Here is a 15,767-nt window from a genome sequence, read left to right on the forward strand (position 1 = left end):
GTCCGCCGGTTGTGGTCCGGTCCGCCGCCGGCGCCCGCGATTGTCGGCGGACCGGCGATCGCGGAACGTGCGTTTCGCCGGCGGTCGTGAGAGCTCGGCATCTGCGGGTGGCGACACGAGAGAGTGGGAGACGCTGCTGATGGGGAGACGGCGATGGGAACGCTGAAGGTCGAGGAAGCCGAGATCGGGTACGGCGACGGTGTCCCGGTGCTCAGCGGGGTGACCGTCACCGCGCGCCCCGGTGAGGTGCTGGCGGTCACCGGTACCTCCGGCGCGGGCAAGACCACGCTGCTCAACGCCATGGCCGGCGTGCTGACACCGCTCGCCGGTTCGGTGGCGGTCGACGGAGTGCCGCTGACCGGGCGGGATCACGCCGTGTCGCTCAAGGTGGTGCTGATCCCGCAGGAGAACGGCCTCGCGGCGATCCTCACCGCGGCCGAGAACATCTCGGTGGCGGTGCTCGCGACCGGCGGTACGCCTGCCGACGCCCGGCGCCGGACCGCTGAGTCGCTCGAGGCTCTCGGTCTGTCCGGGCAGGCGAACCAGCTGATCGACGAACTCTCCGGCGGTCAGCAGCAGCGCACGGCACTGGCCCGCGGGCTAGCCCTGCAGGGTGACGTAGTGCTCGCCGACGAGGTGACCAGCGAACTCGACGCCGCCAACCGGCAGCGCGTGCTCGACCTGCTGCGCGCCGAGGCGGCCCGGGGTGCGGCGGTCGTCTTCGCCACCCACGATCCGGAGGCGGCCGCGGCCTGTGACCGCGAACTGCACCTCGCCGACGGCGCCGCCACCTGGGCCCGCCCCTGACCGCGCGGTGACTTACGGCGCGCCGGTGGGCGTAGTTCGCCAGGGCGGGAGAGGGCGCTGCGTGGTGATTGGCGGCGCCCTGGTGGGCGTGTTTCACCACGGCAGCAGTGTGGCGGTGCCGTGTTGTGGCGGTGCCGTGTTGTGGCGGTGCCGTGTTGTGGCGGTGCCGTGTTGTGGCGGTGCGGACCGCCGGTGCCGGACCGGTGGTGGACCGGCGGCGACGTACCGCCGAAGGGGTGAACCTCGCGCCGCGAAAGCGCAACCGAACCACGAATCAGATGGGCAGGTCGTGCCCGGACGGCACCAGCGTGACCTCACCCTCGACGTGCTGCACGGTGAACAGCGTGCCCGGCGGGTAGGAGCCCAGCACCTCCGGCGGCAGCTGCACCGTGCCGTCCCCGGCGACCACCGCGAAGTCCTGGCCGTCGCGGCCTTCGGCGCCGACCCGGCCGTCGCGGATGGTGACTGCCCGGCCGAGGCGGGCGCCGACCTCGTTGTCGTGGGTGACCACCACGATGGTGGTCTGGCGTTCGGTGTTGACCGTTTCCAGGGCGTCGAGGACCTCGTCGCGGCCGGCGGTGTCGAGGCGGCTGGTGGGCTCGTCCACGAGGAGCAGGCCGGGGCCGGTGGCGATGCCGACGGCGAGGGCGGCGCGCTGCTGTCCGCCGGGGGTGAGCTCGTCGAGTTTGCGGCGGCCCTGACCGGGGAGTCCGACCAGGTCGAGGATGCGGTCGGGGTCGTCGAGCTCGATGCCGCGGGTGTGTGCGGCCCGGCGCTGGGCGAGCCAGATGTTGCGGTGCAGCGTGGCGTACGGCAGCAGGTTGCGGGAGGCGCCCTGCAGGACGACGCCGATCTCGGTGCCGCGCAGCCGGGAGATCTCGCCGTCGGAGAGTTTGCCCATGTCGTAGGTGCCCGATGTTGATGCGCCCGGCGGACGGGCGCATCAGACCGGCGAGCAGCGCGATCAGGGTGGACTTGCCGGAACCGGACGGGCCCACGAGGGCGAGGGTCTCACCGGGCGCGATCGACAGGTCGACACCTGCCAGCGCGACCACGTCACCGGCTTCGGCGCGATAGATATGGACCACGCGGCGGCAGGCGACAGCGAGACCATTCACAAAGGTCAAGCTAGCCGAGCCGGACCGGAGTTTCGACCCCGCCGGACGGCCTCTTATCCTCGGGCCGTGCGTGACATCGCGGTTTTCACCGGCTCTGCCCATCCTGACCTTGCCAAGGAGATCTGCGAGCACCTCGGTGTGCCGCTGCTGCCCACCCGTATCTCCCGGTTCGCCAACGACTGCATCGAGGTCCAGCTGCAGGGGAACTGCCGGGAGCGGGACGTCTTCCTGATCCAGCCGCTGGTTCCGCCGACCCAGGAGAACCTCGCTGAACTGCTGTTCATGCTCGACGCCGCCCGCGGTGCCTCGGCCGGCCGGATCACCGTGGTGCTGCCGCACTACGCCTATGCCCGCAGTGACAAGAAGGACGCCCCGCGCATCTCGATCGGCGGCCGGCTGGTCGCCGATCTGCTGACCACGGCCGGCGCCGACCGGGTGCTGGCGATGACCCTGCACTCACCTCAGGTGCACGGGTTCTTCAGCATCCCGGTGGACCACCTGCACGCGCTGCGGGAGCTGGCCCGCCATTTCCAGGGGTACGACCTGAGCAACACCGTGGTGGTGTCGCCGGACCTGGGTAACGCCAAGGAGGCCGCGGCGTTCGCCAGGATGCTCGGCATCGAGGTGGCGGCCGGCGCCAAGCAGCGGTTCGCCGACGACAAGGTGGTGATCAGCTCGGTGATCGGTGAGGTCGCCGACCGGGACGTGATCGTCCTGGACGACGAGATCGCCAAGGGCAGTACGGTCTTCGAGCTGCTGGCCCGGCTGCGGGAACGCAACGTGCGCAGTGTCCGGGTGGCCTGTACGCACGGCCTGTTCACCAACGACGCGGTGCAGCGGCTGTCCGCGGAGAAGGAGATCGAGGAGATCGTCTGCACCAACACGGTGCCGATCCCGCAGACGAAGACCACCGACAAGCTGACGGTCATCTCGGTGGCTCCGGCGCTGGCCGAGGCGATGCGGCGGATACACAACGGGGAGTCGGTGAGCGCGCTGTTCGCCTGATTCCGCGAATCGGCCGCATCTCGCGTGACAAACGCGAATCATGATGCTCATGGGTGTCATGGCTTACCCCCTCCGGTACGCGCTGGCCGACCTCGCCCTCGCGCTCAGCCGAGCGGCGACGGATCCGGCAGAGGTCCGTAACACGGCCGCCCGCGCCGCCGCCGACATGATCGGTGACGGCGCGGGTGTGCAACTGCTGCGTGACGACGGCCGGTACGAGGAGATCTCGTACCACCATCTCGACAACGAACGTTCGGCACCGCTGTCCCGGGCCCTGTCCCGGGCCGGTGGTGCCCCCGATGACGAGTACTCGACCACTCTGGCGGCGAGTCGTCGCCCGATCGTGCTGGCCGGCGAGTCGGCGTCCGGTCTCGCGGCACCCGAGCTGGGGGTCACGGCGGCGGTGATGTGCCCGGTGATCGTCGACAACACGTACTCCGGATATCTGATCCTGACCCGGCACACGCCGGAGGCCTTCTATTCGACGCAGGAGGTGGAGCTGGCCCGGGACATCGCCGGCGAACTGTCCCTGGCTGTCTCGTCGGCCCGGGCGCAGGAGCGGCTCCGCGCGGCCGAGGAGCGCTACCGCCGGGTGCTGGAGACGATCCCGGAAGGTGTGCTGCAGCTGGACCCGAACGGTGTCGCCACCTATGCGAACGAGCCGATCGGCGTGGTGCTCGGCATGCCCCGCGCCGAGCTGATCGGGGTGTCGCTGCGTGGGTTCCTCGACAACGTGGGGCAGAAGGATCTCGACCGGCGGATCAACGACTGCCGGGGCGGGAAGTCGACGGTCGGGGCCACCCGGCTGATGCGGGCGGACGGTTCGCGGCGCAGCGTACGGGTCAGCATGATGCCGGTCCAGGACGAGAACCACGAGTTCACCGGCGTCCTCTGCATGATCACCGACACCACCGACCACATCGACGCGCGCGGTCTGAAGCGGCAGCTCGACCACCTGCGCCGGCTGGACAGCCTGGGTCATCTGATCGGCGGCCTGTCGCACGACTTCAACAACCTGATGACCGTGGTCGCCGGCTCGGCCGACATGATCATGGGCAGCAGTGAGGAGGGGTCGCCGCACGCGCAGCTGGCCAAGGACATCCTGGACGCGGTGGGGACCGGCCGGACGCTGACCCATCAGCTGCTGGCGTTCGGCCGCAGCGAGGGGCACCGGCCCGAGGTGATCCCGATCCCGGACCTGCTCACCGACGTGCAGGCACTGTTCAGCCGGACCCTGGGCGAGCGCATCGGCCTGGACCTGGCGTTCGGCCCGGACGTGTGGCCGGTGAAGGCCGAGCGCGGTCCGCTGGAGCAGGCACTCGTCAATCTGGCGGCGAACGCCCGGGACGCGATGCTGCACGGCGGCATGGTGCGGGTGACCGCCACGAACGAGGTGGTGGAGCCGGGTCAGCTGGCCGAGGGTGCGCCGACCGGCAAGCTGGTGCACCTGGTCGTCACCGACACGGGCGTCGGGATGGAGGACGAGGTACGCCGCCGCGCGCTGGAGCCGTTCTTCACCACCCGGCCGACCGCGGCCGGGCTGGGCCTGGCCACCACCGCCGGGATCGTGCACAACCTGGGCGGGCACATCGAGCTGGAGTCGCAGCCACGGATGGGCACGACCGTGCACATCTACCTGCCGGCCGCCGAGCAGAAGGCCGGTACGTCGGGGGAGCGGCAGCAGAAGACCGCGGTGATCGGGCGGGTGCTGATCGTCGAGGACCAGCCGGACGTGGCGCAGCTGGTGCGGCGGCTGATCGAACCGGCCGGGTACGAGATCGCGGTGGCCACCGACGCGCTGATGGCGGTCACCCAGGTGGCCTCCGGCACGCGCCCGGACCTGCTGATCACCGACGTGGTGATGCCGACGATGACCGGCCCGGAGCTGGCCGGGGCACTGCGTACCCATCAGCCGGACCTGCCGGTGCTGTACATGTCCGGTTACACGGCGGCCTCGCTGGGCCCGCAGTTGCACCTGGACGACAACAGCATGCTGCTGGAGAAACCGTTCACCCGGTCGACCCTGCTGGGCGCGATCAGATCGCTGTGCGGTCCTCAGCCACCGGCTTCACAGCGCTGAACGACCTCGGCGGCGGGGAAGTGACGGCGGGCCGCAGATTCCACCCAAAGGGTGCGAATCTGGGCCCGCCGACTTGCCGAACAACTGGATAAAACGCAGTATTCCGGGGCATTGCCGTCGGCGGAAGGACCCCGGAGTGACTCAGGATCCCACGGGCTTTGCCGGGCGCTGCGTCGGGAACTCCTACCGCCTCGTCCGGCCCATCGGCCAGGGCGCGACCGGAACCGTGTGGCGCGGCGAGGACAACGCCAGCGGCGAACCGGTCGCCGTCAAGCTCCTGCACGACAGCCTGCTCCGGCAGCCCCGGCTCGTCACCCGGTTCGTCCAGGAGCGGACCATCCTGCTGATGCTGCGGCACCCCAACGTGGTCCGGGTGCGCGACCTGTTCAGCGTCGGCGAGACCCTCGGCCTGGTGATGGACCTGGTCGACGGCGGCAACCTGCGCGACCACCTGCACCGCAGCCGTACGGTCGCACCCGGCGAGGCCGCCCGGCTCGCCGCGCAGATCGCCGCCGCCCTGGCCGAGGCGCACGAGCTGGGCATCATCCACCGTGACCTGAAACCCGACAACGTCCTGCTCGACTCCGACGGGCAGACCCGGCTCACCGACTTCGGCATCGCCCGCATTCTCACGCTGCCGAGCATGACCACGCCGAACGCGGTCGTCGGCACCCCGCACTACATGGCGCCGGAAGCCTTCCACGGGACGACGCCGAGCGCGGCCACCGACGTCTACGCGCTCGGGGTGCTGCTCTACGAACTGGTGTGCGGGCGTCCGCCGTACCGCTCGGACAGCATCCCGGAACTCATGCGCCTGCACGCCGAAGGCGAGCCGGAACGCCCCGGCGGCGTTCCCGACCAGCTCTGGCGGGTCGTCACGCAGTGCCTGTCCACCAAGCCGCGGCTGCGCCCCACCGCCGCCGACCTGGTCGCCGACCTCACCGCGCTGGCCGCCAACCTGGCCTCGATGCCGGCTCTCCCGCCACCGGGCGCCGCCGCCGAACCGCTGCGTTCCCCGGCGCCCTCGCTGCCCGCCCGGGGCGTCCCCTCGGTCCCGGGGCCGCGCCGGCGCCGTCCCCGCAACGACGCCCCGGCCGGCCGCTGGTCCCGGCTCGGTGGAATCGCCGCGCTGACCGCCGGCGCCATGATCGCCTCCGGGATCGCCACCACCGCCTGGCACCTGGGCCGGTCCGGCGGCGAACCGGCGAATCCCGCGACGATCGTGGTGGCTCCGAGCGTGCCGCGGCTCACCGCGACCACCCCGCCGACCGGCAGTGCCTCGCTCCGGCCGCCGGACCGGCGGATGCCGTCGGATCAGCAGATGAGACAACGCAGGCCGGTCCGCAATGTCGCGCTTCCCGCGCCGAGGCCCAAACCCGCGGGCGTACGGGCGACGCGCGCCGCCTCCCCCGGGACACCGGGCCGGTCGCCCCTGCCGGAGGCGAAGCCCCACGGTCCGTGGCAGTGTTCCCAGCGACTCGTGTTCGACCTGCCCAGCCGTACCGCACTGGGTCCGCGTCCGTGTCACTCGATCGGCCGGGACATCCGCTTCCAGGGCTCCCTGACGGCTGCCGGTGGTGGTCGCGCCCGGGTGGAGGTCAGCCTGCAGGACGCCGGCACGGGTCGTACCGTGGCCGGGCCCGAGCGCTGCGATCTGACCTTCACGAAGGGCGCCTACACCCGTTCGTGCGGTCCGGGCGGCGCGAGTCCCCGCCGGGGCCGCAGCTACACCGTGGTGATGACGTACCGCTACGTCCGCGACGGCCGCACCACCACCAGCACGACGAAGGGCAACGCCTTCACGTGGTGAACCCCACCCCGCCAGCCGGATGCGGTCACGGCTTGCGGACGGTCTCGGCGAGCATGCGGACGAACTCGGGATCGTCCTCGGGGCCGATCGGGGTGACAGGGCGGACCGGGCGAGTGCGGCCGCTGGCGCCGGGGGCGGTGGGACTGGGCTGGGCGGTGGCGGTCGACGGGGCCAGGCGGCCCGGTACGACGCGTCCGGCACGGAACCAGGCGAGCGCCCCGAAGACCGGGCAGAGCAGGATGAGCACGGTCCACGCCCCGCGCGGGAACGACTGCAGGAGTGACCGCTCGGTACGCAGGCAGTCGATCAGGGCCACCACGCTGAGCGCGACGACGAAGAGGAAGAGCAGCGTGTTGAGTCGGGCCATGGGGAGCAATCCTGGCTGCCGTGGGCGGCGGTACCGGTCCGCCCACGGTGCCGGTGAGTTGCTTCAGCCGGCGGATCCGTTCAGGGCCGGCAGGTATCCGCTGGCGTACCCGCTGCTGTTGGGGTGGTAGGAGTTCTGCGGAGGGACGATGGTCAGCCCGTTGAGCCACGGCCGGGAGGAGCACACCCCGTGCCCGGTGAACTCGTCTCGTACGTCGGAGAAGACGAACCCGGCCGCCTCGGCACGCTGTTTGATCATCTCGTCGAGGACGCGGGCGCCGTCGTTGAGGGATCGCCGTTTGGCCGTGCTCATCTCGCAGATCGGTGACGAGGTGTCGAAGATCAGCGGGTAGCCGAGCACCACGACCCGGGCGCCGGGTGCCTTCGCCCGGATGGCGGCGTAGGTGGCGTCCAGTTTGCCGGGGAGCGTGTTCGCCACGTACGTCTTCCCCTGGTTCACCTTGGCGGCGCACGCCGAGTCGCTGGAGGTGAGGCAGGTCAGGACGGTCGGCGCGAAACCGGCGTCGTTGCCGCCGATGGTGATGCTGACCAGGTCTGCGCCGTCGCGCATGGCCGGCACCTGCTTGGTGCGGACGTCGTCGGTGACGGCGCCGCCGCACGCCAGGAACTGGAAGGAGGCGGGACTGTTGGCTGCGGCCCACCGGGGGCCGTAGCTGTTGTTGCTGCGCAGGCACGTGCCGGACTGGCCGGGTGCGCCGACGCCGGAGGAGTACGAGTCGCCGAGGGCGACGTAATCGATGCTGCTCGCCGCCTGGGCGGGTGCGGCGAGGGCGAGGCTCAGGACGGACGTGGTGACGAGAACACTGACGATTCTCATCGATGGCCTCCGATGTTCCGCGTGGGGATCCGGGGACCGAAGCGCTTCGGTTACCGCAGAGTAGGCCGGGTATCCGAGAAAAGGAATCCGGTGAAATTCCGGTTACGAAGTAGTAACATGCGTCGATGTGACCTGCGGTTATCGCACTAGGTCATGTTTCGTGTGCGCTGCGTCCGAAAGGCCTCGCCCGGCGCGTCAAGCAGATCTTCAGCGTGCGTCCAGATCCGCGAGCTAGCGTCGGATCATGCAGGAGAGCCGGGCCCGCCGACTGGTGGAGAGACTGCGGGCACGTGACGTGTTCGCCCATCTGAAACTGCCGAGCGCCGGCCGATCCGGCTATGCCGTCCGCATCGTGCTGCCCGACGGCCGCGAGGCACTCTGGGGCGACGACGGCAGTGCCGCCCTCAAGGCTCAGGTGATGCGCGACGGCGTGCTGGTCGGCTTCGTCGACTCCATCCCCGGCTCCGAGGACTTCACCGACGACGAGGCCGTCGAGGCCATCGCGACGGCCGACTACGATCGCCCGATCGGCCGCTCCGCGCCACCGGCGGTCCGCCGCCACGTGCCACCGCCCCCGCCGCCGGGCATCGCCCAGCGCTTCCGCGGGCGGCGTGGCTGATCCTGCAGGCAGCTTCCGCGGCCGGGAGTTGCCTAGTCAGCCTCGTCAGGTCGCGACCCCATCTGCGGGACCTCGAGGAAGGTCTCGGCCGGGGCGGTCGCACCCCGTAGTGGACCGCGGTGTCAGCCGCTCTGACGCCGCCGGCGTAGTGCACGCATCGAGACCTGGGAGCCGCAGCCGGGACTGCAGTAGGTGGCGGACCCGTTGCGGGTGCGGTCGAAGAATCCGAAATGGCACGGTGGGTTGCGGCAGGCCTTGAGCCGGCCCCACCGATCGGTGGCCGCGATGTCCGCGACGGCTGCCAGGATCGATCCGAACGCCGCCGGGACTCCGGCCTGCCCGGAGACGAGCGCGAGGCCGCCGGCGCTGATGACGGGGATCAGCGGATGGAGTGCAGCGGCCCGGCGCAGGTGACTCTCCGCGGCGGGCAGCTCGGCCCCGGCCTCCCCGGAGTGGGCCAGCAGCACAGTCACCACGGCGTCGCGCAGCTCGCGTGCGGCGGCGGCGTCGGCGGCCGTGACGACGGTGCCCGGCTCGATCAGCCCGGCCCCGGCCAGCCATCGCTCGAGGTCCGCCGCGTCGCCGAGACGCTCGTCGTGGCCACCGTCGGCTTTGGTGTTGACGAAGTCCAGGACGAGCGCCGCTTGCGGCGGCGCGATCAGAGGGCTGCGTCGGCCGTTCCCGTCAGTCACGCCGCGAGCATACCCCGCTAACTCGTATCGAACACAACGGAGGCCGCACCTGGGCGGTTGTGTGTTGCTGGCTAAACCGTTACGGTCGCAACATGACAACGAAGACCTGGTTCATCACCGGCGCCACCTCCGGCATCGGCCATCAGCTTGCGGTGGCCGCGCTGCGGCGCGGGGACAATGTCGCCGCGCTTGCTCGTACCGTCGACAGCCTCGACGACCTCGCCCGCCGGTTCCCGGCAAACCTGCTCGCCGCGTCCGCCGACGTACGCGACGAGGCCTCGATCCGGACGGCCGTCCAGCGCACGGTTAAGGCGTTCGGCCGCATCGACGTGGTCGCCAACAACGCGGGCTACGGTCTCTTCGGAGCGGTCGAGGAGGCGGACGACGGCCAGGCCCGGGCCATCTTCGACACCAACGTCCTCGGCGTTCTCAATGTGCTGCGCGCGACCCTGCCGGTCCTGCGGGCACAGCGGTCCGGGCACATCCTGCAGGGGTCGTCCGTCTATGGCCAGTCCGCTCACGCCGGGGTGGGCCTGCTCGCCGCCACCAAGTACGCCGTCGAGGGCCTCGCTGACGCGCTCGCCGCCGAGGTCGCCCCGCTCGGCATCCGCGTCACGATCGTCCAGCCACAGTTCACTGCCACGAACTTCCTGGCCAACCTTCGGGTCGCCGAACCGATCGGGGACTACGACGAGACCGTCCGCGCGGTTCACCGGGCCATCGGCGAGATGCCGGCGGCCGCGTTCGCCGCACCGGAACAGATCGCCGAGGCCGTCATGGGGGCGGTCGACGCCGACAGCTCACCCCTGCGGCTGGCGATCGGCACCACCGGCGCCGAGAGCATGCGCACCGCACTGAACGCCCGCCTGCGCGACCTGGACGGCGCACATCCGGCGGGCCCCGGACGGGTGCGTCCGGCGGCCTGAGCGGCGCTCGCGTCCGGGCCCGGCAGGCTGGTCCGGCCGGTGTGTGTATCCCCTGCCTGCGGGTATGCGGCCGCCATGAGCACAGACACCTTCGCCGAAGTACAGAAGTTGCTCGAGGATCTCGACTTCCCGGCGGACAAGGACGCCATCGTCCAGCACGCCACCGGACGTGGCGCCCAGCAGGATTCGGCAGCGGTCCGGGCCTTGCGCGGCATGCCGCTGGCGACCTACCGGAACATCTCGGAGATCCGTAGCTCCGTCGACCTCGACCCGGACGAGACGCCGGGTTAGAGCACCGGCGGCAGCGGCCCGGCGTGTACCGGCCGGCGGCGGCAGAACCCCATTCGCAGCGATCCAGGAGGTAACCGTGTCGAAAAGTGTTGATCAGGAGAAGCAGCAGGCGGCCGTTCGTGAGGCGAAACGTCACGGCATGAGCGCCAGTGAGGCGGGCGTCAGCCAGGGCGCCTCCAAGCAGCGGGACCACCACACCAAGCAGGAGAGGAGGCAGGAGGACACGCCACGCGGCGGCAAGTCCTGAACGGGGCGGCAGTTCAGCTCACCGCAGTCCGGGCTCCGGGGTCCTCCCCGGAGCCCTTTGCGTGCGACCGATGCGGCCGGTGCACACCGAACCTGATCGTGGAGCCGGCTCGCCGGCCGTACCGGAGGGGGAAGTCAGGCCGAGTCGCGCAGCACCAGGGGCGTGGGCAGGAGCTGGCCGCCCGCATCGGGATGTTCGCCGCGCAGCTGGCGCAGCACGAGCTGGGCCGCGCACGAGCCGATCTCCTTGGCCGGCTGGTGGACCGTGGTGAGCTGGGGCTGGCAGCGGACGGCCCACGTGCTGTCGTCGAAGCCGACGACGCCGACGTTGCCGGGCACGCTGCGGCCGGCCTCGCGGAGGGCTTCCAGGGCGCCGGCCGCGATGGCGTCCGAGGCGGCGAAGACCCCGTCGATGGACGGGTCACGGCCGAGCAGGTCGCGCATGCCCTTGACGCCGGAGCCGTAGTCGTAGTGCGGGACGTCGGCGATCAGGGTCTCGTCGAACAGGGGGCCGAGGGCGGCGCGGAAGCCGGCCAGCCGGTCGATGCCGGAGTCGCGGTCGAGGGCGGCGGCGATCATGCCGATCCGGCGGCGGCCGCTGGTGACGAGGTGTTCGGTGATGGCCCGGGCCGAGCCGACGTTGTCTATCCCGACGAAGGGGATGTGCTGGTCGAGGTCGGGTGGGTGGCCGACGAACGCGGCGGGCAGCGCCAGGTCGCTGATCACCTTGATGATCGGGTCGTGGGCGCGGGCCGAGACGACGATGGCGCCGTCGACGAAGCCGCCGCTGAGGTAGCGGGAGACGCGTTCGGTGTCGCGGGCCGACTCGACGACGAGGCTGACCATCTGGTGGTCGGCAAGCGACAGCGCGGCGTTGGCGCCGAGCATGATCGAGCCGATGTTGGGGTCGTCCAGGAAGAGCGAGTGCGGCTCGAGCGCGACGAACGCGACCGCCTGCGACCTGCGCATCTTCAAGGCTCGTGCCGCGTTGTTCGGTACGTATCCAAGATCGCTCATCGCCGTCTCGATGGCGGCTCGCGCCTCGGCGGAGACGTATCCGCCGTTCAGGACGCGGCTCACGGTGCCCCGGGAGACGCCGGCCGCGGCCGCGATGTCGTGCACCGTGGCGCGTTTCTGGGGCTGAGGCCGGGACATGGGATCACAGTAGCCGCCGGGCTCTTGACCTCTTCGCAGGCCAGTCCTACTGTGTGCACGTTCACACATCCGTAACCGCCGTTTAGGCTCACGGAAATGTGTGCACGTGCACACATTCCTTGACCAGGAGTTCTATGAAAAGCGTGCGTATGCCGGTTCCGGGCGTCAGCCTGGGCTGCGACTACAACCCCGAACAGTGGTCGCCGGACGTCTGGCGCGAGGACGCCGCCCTGATGCGGCGGGCCGGGGTCGACCTGGTCGCGGTCAACATCTTCGGCTGGTCCAACCTCGAGCCGGGTCCGGGCGAGTACCGGTTCGACGACCTCGACGAGGTCGTCGAGCTGATGCACGCGCACGGCATCCGGATCAACCTGGGCACCGGCACCTCGTCGCCGCCGCCGTGGCTGACCACCCTCTACCCCGAGGTGCTGCCGGTCGCCGAGGACGGCACGACGCGCTTCCCGGGTGGCCGGCAGGCCTGGTGCCCGAGCTCTCCGGTGTTCCGGGACCGCGCTCTCGACCTGGTCGCGCGGGTGGCGCGGCGGTACGGCAACCACCCGGCCGTCGCCCTCTGGCACGTCTCCAACGAACTGGGCTGCCACAACGCCCTCTGCTACTGCGACACCAGCGCCGAGGCCTTCCGGAACTGGCTGCGCGGCCGCTACCGCAAGATCGAGACGCTGAACGAGGCGTGGGGCACCTCCTTCTGGAGCCAGCGTTACGGCGACTGGAACGAGATCCAGGTGCCGCGGCTCGCGCTGTCGCTGCGCAACCCGGCCCAGCTCGTCGACTTCCAGCGGTTCAGTTCCGACGAACTCCTCGGCCACTACCGGGCCGAGGCCGCCATCCTGCGCAAGCACTCGGACGTACCGGTCACCACGAACTTCATGGTCACCGCACACATCCGCAACCTCGACTACTGGTCGTGGGCGCCGGAGATGGACGTCATCGCCAACGACCACTACCTGGACCATCGCCTCGGCGACCCGGTGGCCGAGCTGTCCTTCGCCGCCGACCTGACCCGCGGCCTGGCCGGCGGACGGCCGTGGATGCTGATGGAACAGTCGGCCGGCGCGGTCAACTGGCAGCCGCACAACCTGACCAAGGCTCCCGGCGAGATGATCCGCAACTCGCTGACGCACGTGGCCCGCGGTGCCGACTCGATCTGCTTCTTCCAGTGGCGGGCGTCGGCCCAGGGCGCGGAGAAGTTCCACTCGGCACTGCTGCCGCACGCCGGCACCGACACGGTCGCCTGGCGTGAGGTGCTCAAGCTGTCCGAGACGCTGGACCGGATCGGCGAGGTGGCCGGCACCGAGGTCGAGGCCGACGTCGCCCTGCTGTTCAGCTGGGAGTCGTGGTGGTCGGCCGAGGGGGAGGCCCGGCCGTCGCAGGCGGTCACCTACCTCGACCAGGTGCACGCGGCTCACGGGGCGCTCCGGGAACTGGGTGTGACCACGGACGTGATCGCTCCCGACGCCGACCTGAGCCGCTACAAGCTCGTCGTGGTGCCCGGTCTGTACATGGTCAGTGACACCGACGCGCAGGCGATCGCCGACTACGTGGCCGGCGGTGGACGTCTGGTGGTCACCTACTTCAGCGGGATCGTCGACGAGCGCGACCGGATCCGGCTCGGCGGCTACCCGGGGGCATTCCGGGACGTGCTCGGGGTACTGGCCGAGGAGTTCGCCCCGCTCAAGCCCGGCGACACCGTCACCCTGAGCAACGGTCAGGCGGCGACGCTCTGGACCGAGCGCCTGCGCACCACGACGGCGTCCGTGATCGCGACCTACGAGGACGGGCCGATGGCGGGCGTCCCGGCGATCACGCGTAACGACTTCGGTGCGGGGACCGCCTGGTATGTAGCCACCAAGACAGATATGTCGGAGATCCTGAGCGAGGCGGCCGGCAGCACAGCCGGCAAGTCCGACAAAGAGGTGGTGCGCCGTCGCGGAGAGGGCCGCAGCTACCTCTTCGTCATCAACCACGGCACGGACACCGTCCACCATCCCGCGCGCGGCACGGACCTGATCACCGGAGAGGAAGTCGACGGGGTGCTGACAGTCCGGGGCGGCGGCGTCGGGGTCGTCCGGGAGGAAACCTCATGAAGGGCAAAGGGAAGGCACTGACCTTCTTCATCCTGCCGTTCACCCTGCTGTTCGCGGCCTTCTACCTGGCCCCGATCCTGTACGCGATCAAGCAGTCGCTCTACAAGGTCGAGCGCCAGGGCACGTTCGGCAAGGCCACCGAGGTGTTCGGCGGCCTGGCCCAGTACGAGCGGGTCTTCACCGACGGCCCGTTCTGGGAGTCGATCGGCCGGGTGCTGCTCTTCGGCATCGTGCAGGTGCCGGTGATGCTCGGCCTGGCCCTGGTCTTCGCCCTGCTGCTGGACTCGGGTCTGGTCAAGGGCCGGCGCTTCTTCCGGCTGGCGTTCTTCGTGCCGTACGCGGTGCCCGGTGTGGTGGCCGCGATCATGTGGGGCTTCCTCTACTCCCCGAACCTGTCCCCGTTCACCGCGATCACCAGCGCCGTCGACCTGCTCGACGCGGACCTCGTGCTCTGGTCCATGGCCAACGTCGTGACCTGGGTCTATGTCGGCTACAACATGCTGATCATCTACTCCTCGCTGCTGGCGATCCCGCAGGAGGTCTACGAGGCGGCGAAGATCGACGGCGCCGGCGCGTTGCGTACGGCCTGGTCCATCAAGATTCCGCTGGTCATGCCGGCGATCGTGCTGACCACCGTCTTCTCGATCATCGGCACCCTGCAACTGCTCGCCGAACCGGCGGTCTTCCGCACCTTCAGCTCCGCGGTCTCCAGCACGTACACGCCGAACCTGACCGTGTACTCCACCTCGTCGGTTCCCAACTTCAACCTGGCGGCGGCGTTCTCGGTGGTGCTGGCCCTGGCCACCTGCCTGCTGTCCTTCGGCTTCCTCAAGATCACTCAGCGGGGAGGCGACAAGTGAAGAACGCGAACCGCATCGCACCCATGCTCGTCATGGGCGCGGCCACGCTCTACTTCCTGGTCCCGATCTGGTGGCTGCTCGTCGCGGCCTCCAAGACCCGGGGCGAGTTCACCAGCACGACCCCCCTCTGGTTCGCCGATTTCGCGCTGATCGACAACCTGAAGGAACTGTTCGCCTACGGCGACGGCGTGTTCCTGCGCTGGATGCTGAACAGCGTCGTCTACACCGGCGGAGCCGCCCTGCTCGGCACCCTGCTGGCCGCCATGTGTGGATACGCCCTGGCCAAGTACCGCTTCCCCGGCCGCGAGGCGATCTTCAACATCGTCCTGAGCGGCGTCCTCGTACCCGCCACGGCCCTTGCCCTGCCGTTGTTCCTGATCTTCAGCCAGTTCGAGGCGACGAACACCTTCTGGTCGGTCTTCCTGCCCAGCCTGGTGAACCCGTTCGGCGTCTACCTGGCCCGGATCTACGCCACCGCGAGCGTCCCGGACGAGCTTCTCGAAGCCGCCCGCCTGGACGGCTCCGGCGAGATCCGCACGTTCTTCACGATCTCCACCAGGCTGATGTTCCCGGCGCTGGTGACGATCTTCCTGTTCCACTTCGTGGCCGTCTGGAACAACTTCCTCCTCCCGCTGATCATGCTCGGCGAGGAGAAGCTCTTCCCGGTCACGCTCGGCCTTTACTCCTGGAACACCCAGGTGAACCAGATCCCCGAGCTGCGGATGCTCGTGCTCACCGGCGCTCTCGTCTCCATCGTCCCGCTGGTGATCGCCTTCCTGCTTCTGCAGCGCTTCTGGCGCAACGGCCTCGGCTCCGGCGCCATCAAGTAATCCCCCTTCAAGAAAATGA

At 70.1% G+C, this 15,767-nt stretch carries 15 protein-coding genes and 1 pseudogene; 11 read left to right on the top strand and 5 right to left on the bottom strand.

Translation table 11 applies throughout. The features are described from left to right. Positions 1–153 precede the first annotated feature (153 nt). Entirely contained in the window at positions 154–807 is a 654-nt protein-coding gene (locus AB0G04_RS19450) for an ATP-binding cassette domain-containing protein (protein ID WP_360984080.1), read from the top strand. Between the two features lie 274 nt (positions 808–1,081). On the opposite strand, the pseudogene AB0G04_RS19455 reads toward AB0G04_RS19450, so the two are convergent. Further along, a pseudogene (locus AB0G04_RS19455) lies at positions 1,082–2,027 on the bottom strand (ATP-binding cassette domain-containing protein). On the opposite strand from AB0G04_RS19455, the gene AB0G04_RS19460 reads away from it, so the two are divergent. From AB0G04_RS19460 to AB0G04_RS19470, 3 genes are all read left to right on the top strand, one after another. Next, entirely contained in the window at positions 1,992–2,930 is a 939-nt protein-coding gene (locus tag AB0G04_RS19460; RefSeq protein WP_360984082.1) for a ribose-phosphate pyrophosphokinase, read from the top strand. The pseudogene AB0G04_RS19455 and the gene AB0G04_RS19460 sit on opposite strands and share 36 nt — an antisense overlap. A 58-nt stretch (positions 2,931–2,988) precedes the next feature. Continuing rightward, positions 2,989–5,010: a response regulator gene (locus AB0G04_RS19465; protein ID WP_360984085.1), complete on the top strand. Its 2,022-nt coding sequence runs from the start codon at positions 2,989–2,991 to the stop codon at positions 5,008–5,010. 136 nt (positions 5,011–5,146) lie between these two features. After that, positions 5,147–6,820, top strand: a complete 1,674-nt coding sequence (locus AB0G04_RS19470) for a protein kinase (protein WP_360984088.1) — start codon at positions 5,147–5,149, stop codon at positions 6,818–6,820. 25 nt (positions 6,821–6,845) lie between these two features. Here the strand turns inward: AB0G04_RS19470 and AB0G04_RS19475 are convergent, their stop codons facing one another. Further along, positions 6,846–7,187 (bottom strand): PLD nuclease N-terminal domain-containing protein, encoded by a 342-nt coding sequence (locus AB0G04_RS19475; RefSeq protein ID WP_360984091.1) that lies wholly within the window; start codon positions 7,185–7,187, stop codon positions 6,846–6,848. A 63-nt stretch (positions 7,188–7,250) separates the two neighbouring features. After that, positions 7,251–8,024 (bottom strand): SGNH/GDSL hydrolase family protein, encoded by a 774-nt coding sequence (locus tag AB0G04_RS19480; protein WP_360984094.1) that lies wholly within the window; start codon positions 8,022–8,024, stop codon positions 7,251–7,253. A 244-nt stretch (positions 8,025–8,268) separates the two neighbouring features. Between AB0G04_RS19480 and AB0G04_RS19485 the strand changes: the two genes are divergently transcribed. Further along, positions 8,269–8,643 carry a hypothetical protein gene (locus AB0G04_RS19485; RefSeq protein ID WP_360984097.1) on the top strand — a complete coding sequence of 125 codons (375 nt, stop codon included), beginning with the start codon at positions 8,269–8,271 and terminating at the stop codon, positions 8,641–8,643. Positions 8,644–8,765: 122 nt separating this feature from the next. On the opposite strand, the gene AB0G04_RS19490 is transcribed toward AB0G04_RS19485, so the two are convergent. Beyond that, complete coding sequence (locus tag AB0G04_RS19490; RefSeq protein WP_360984100.1) at positions 8,766–9,335, bottom strand: CGNR zinc finger domain-containing protein; 570 nt, start codon at positions 9,333–9,335, stop codon at positions 8,766–8,768. 92 nt (positions 9,336–9,427) lie between these two features. Here AB0G04_RS19490 and AB0G04_RS19495 point away from each other — a divergent pair, with 92 nt between their 5' ends. The 3 genes from AB0G04_RS19495 to AB0G04_RS19505 all read left to right on the top strand — a co-directional run bounded on the left by AB0G04_RS19495 (position 9,428) and on the right by AB0G04_RS19505 (position 10,799). After that, positions 9,428–10,261 (top strand): SDR family NAD(P)-dependent oxidoreductase, encoded by an 834-nt coding sequence (locus tag AB0G04_RS19495; RefSeq protein WP_360984103.1) that lies wholly within the window; start codon positions 9,428–9,430, stop codon positions 10,259–10,261. Between the two features lie 75 nt (positions 10,262–10,336). After that, complete coding sequence (locus tag AB0G04_RS19500) at positions 10,337–10,552, top strand: DUF2795 domain-containing protein (protein WP_360984106.1); 216 nt, start codon at positions 10,337–10,339, stop codon at positions 10,550–10,552. Between the two features lie 76 nt (positions 10,553–10,628). Continuing rightward, positions 10,629–10,799, top strand: coding sequence for a hypothetical protein (locus AB0G04_RS19505; RefSeq protein WP_360984109.1), 171 nt, complete (start codon positions 10,629–10,631; stop codon positions 10,797–10,799). Positions 10,800–10,933: 134 nt separating this feature from the next. Here AB0G04_RS19505 and AB0G04_RS19510 read toward each other — a convergent pair whose 3' ends face one another. Further along, a complete protein-coding gene (locus AB0G04_RS19510) occupies positions 10,934–11,953 on the bottom strand; it encodes a LacI family DNA-binding transcriptional regulator (RefSeq protein ID WP_360984112.1) in 1,020 nt (339 codons plus the stop codon). A 134-nt stretch (positions 11,954–12,087) separates the two neighbouring features. Between AB0G04_RS19510 and AB0G04_RS19515 the strand changes: the two genes are divergently transcribed. The 3 genes from AB0G04_RS19515 to AB0G04_RS19525 are packed head-to-tail and all read left to right on the top strand — an operon-like array spanning position 12,088 to position 15,748. Beyond that, positions 12,088–14,058 (top strand): beta-galactosidase, encoded by a 1,971-nt coding sequence (locus AB0G04_RS19515; protein WP_360984115.1) that lies wholly within the window; start codon positions 12,088–12,090, stop codon positions 14,056–14,058. After that, a complete protein-coding gene (locus tag AB0G04_RS19520) occupies positions 14,055–14,918 on the top strand; it encodes a sugar ABC transporter permease (RefSeq protein WP_360984118.1) in 864 nt (287 codons plus the stop codon). Before AB0G04_RS19515 ends, AB0G04_RS19520 begins: the two co-directional genes overlap by 4 nt. Next, positions 14,915–15,748, top strand: coding sequence for a carbohydrate ABC transporter permease (locus AB0G04_RS19525; protein ID WP_360984121.1), 834 nt, complete (start codon positions 14,915–14,917; stop codon positions 15,746–15,748). Before AB0G04_RS19520 ends, AB0G04_RS19525 begins: the two co-directional genes overlap by 4 nt. Positions 15,749–15,767: the final 19 nt, after the last annotated feature.

It is taken from the genome of Actinoplanes sp. NPDC023801 (assembly GCF_040639655.1).
Taxonomy (GTDB): domain Bacteria; phylum Actinomycetota; class Actinomycetes; order Mycobacteriales; family Micromonosporaceae; genus Actinoplanes.

Coding starts and splice junctions, on each gene's coding strand:
- AB0G04_RS19450 (WP_360984080.1), top strand. CDS start 154: ATGGGAACGCTGAAGGTCGAGGAAGCCGAGATCGGGTACGGCGACGGT.
- AB0G04_RS19465 (WP_360984085.1), top strand. CDS start 2,989: ATGGCTTACCCCCTCCGGTACGCGCTGGCCGACCTCGCCCTCGCGCTC.
- AB0G04_RS19475 (WP_360984091.1), bottom strand. CDS start 7,187: ATGGCCCGACTCAACACGCTGCTCTTCCTCTTCGTCGTCGCGCTCAGC.
- AB0G04_RS19480 (WP_360984094.1), bottom strand. CDS start 8,024: ATGAGAATCGTCAGTGTTCTCGTCACCACGTCCGTCCTGAGCCTCGCC.
- AB0G04_RS19485 (WP_360984097.1), top strand. CDS start 8,269: ATGCAGGAGAGCCGGGCCCGCCGACTGGTGGAGAGACTGCGGGCACGT.
- AB0G04_RS19495 (WP_360984103.1), top strand. CDS start 9,428: ATGACAACGAAGACCTGGTTCATCACCGGCGCCACCTCCGGCATCGGC.
- AB0G04_RS19500 (WP_360984106.1), top strand. CDS start 10,337: ATGAGCACAGACACCTTCGCCGAAGTACAGAAGTTGCTCGAGGATCTC.
- AB0G04_RS19510 (WP_360984112.1), bottom strand. CDS start 11,953: ATGTCCCGGCCTCAGCCCCAGAAACGCGCCACGGTGCACGACATCGCG.
- AB0G04_RS19515 (WP_360984115.1), top strand. CDS start 12,088: ATGAAAAGCGTGCGTATGCCGGTTCCGGGCGTCAGCCTGGGCTGCGAC.
- AB0G04_RS19520 (WP_360984118.1), top strand. CDS start 14,055: ATGAAGGGCAAAGGGAAGGCACTGACCTTCTTCATCCTGCCGTTCACC.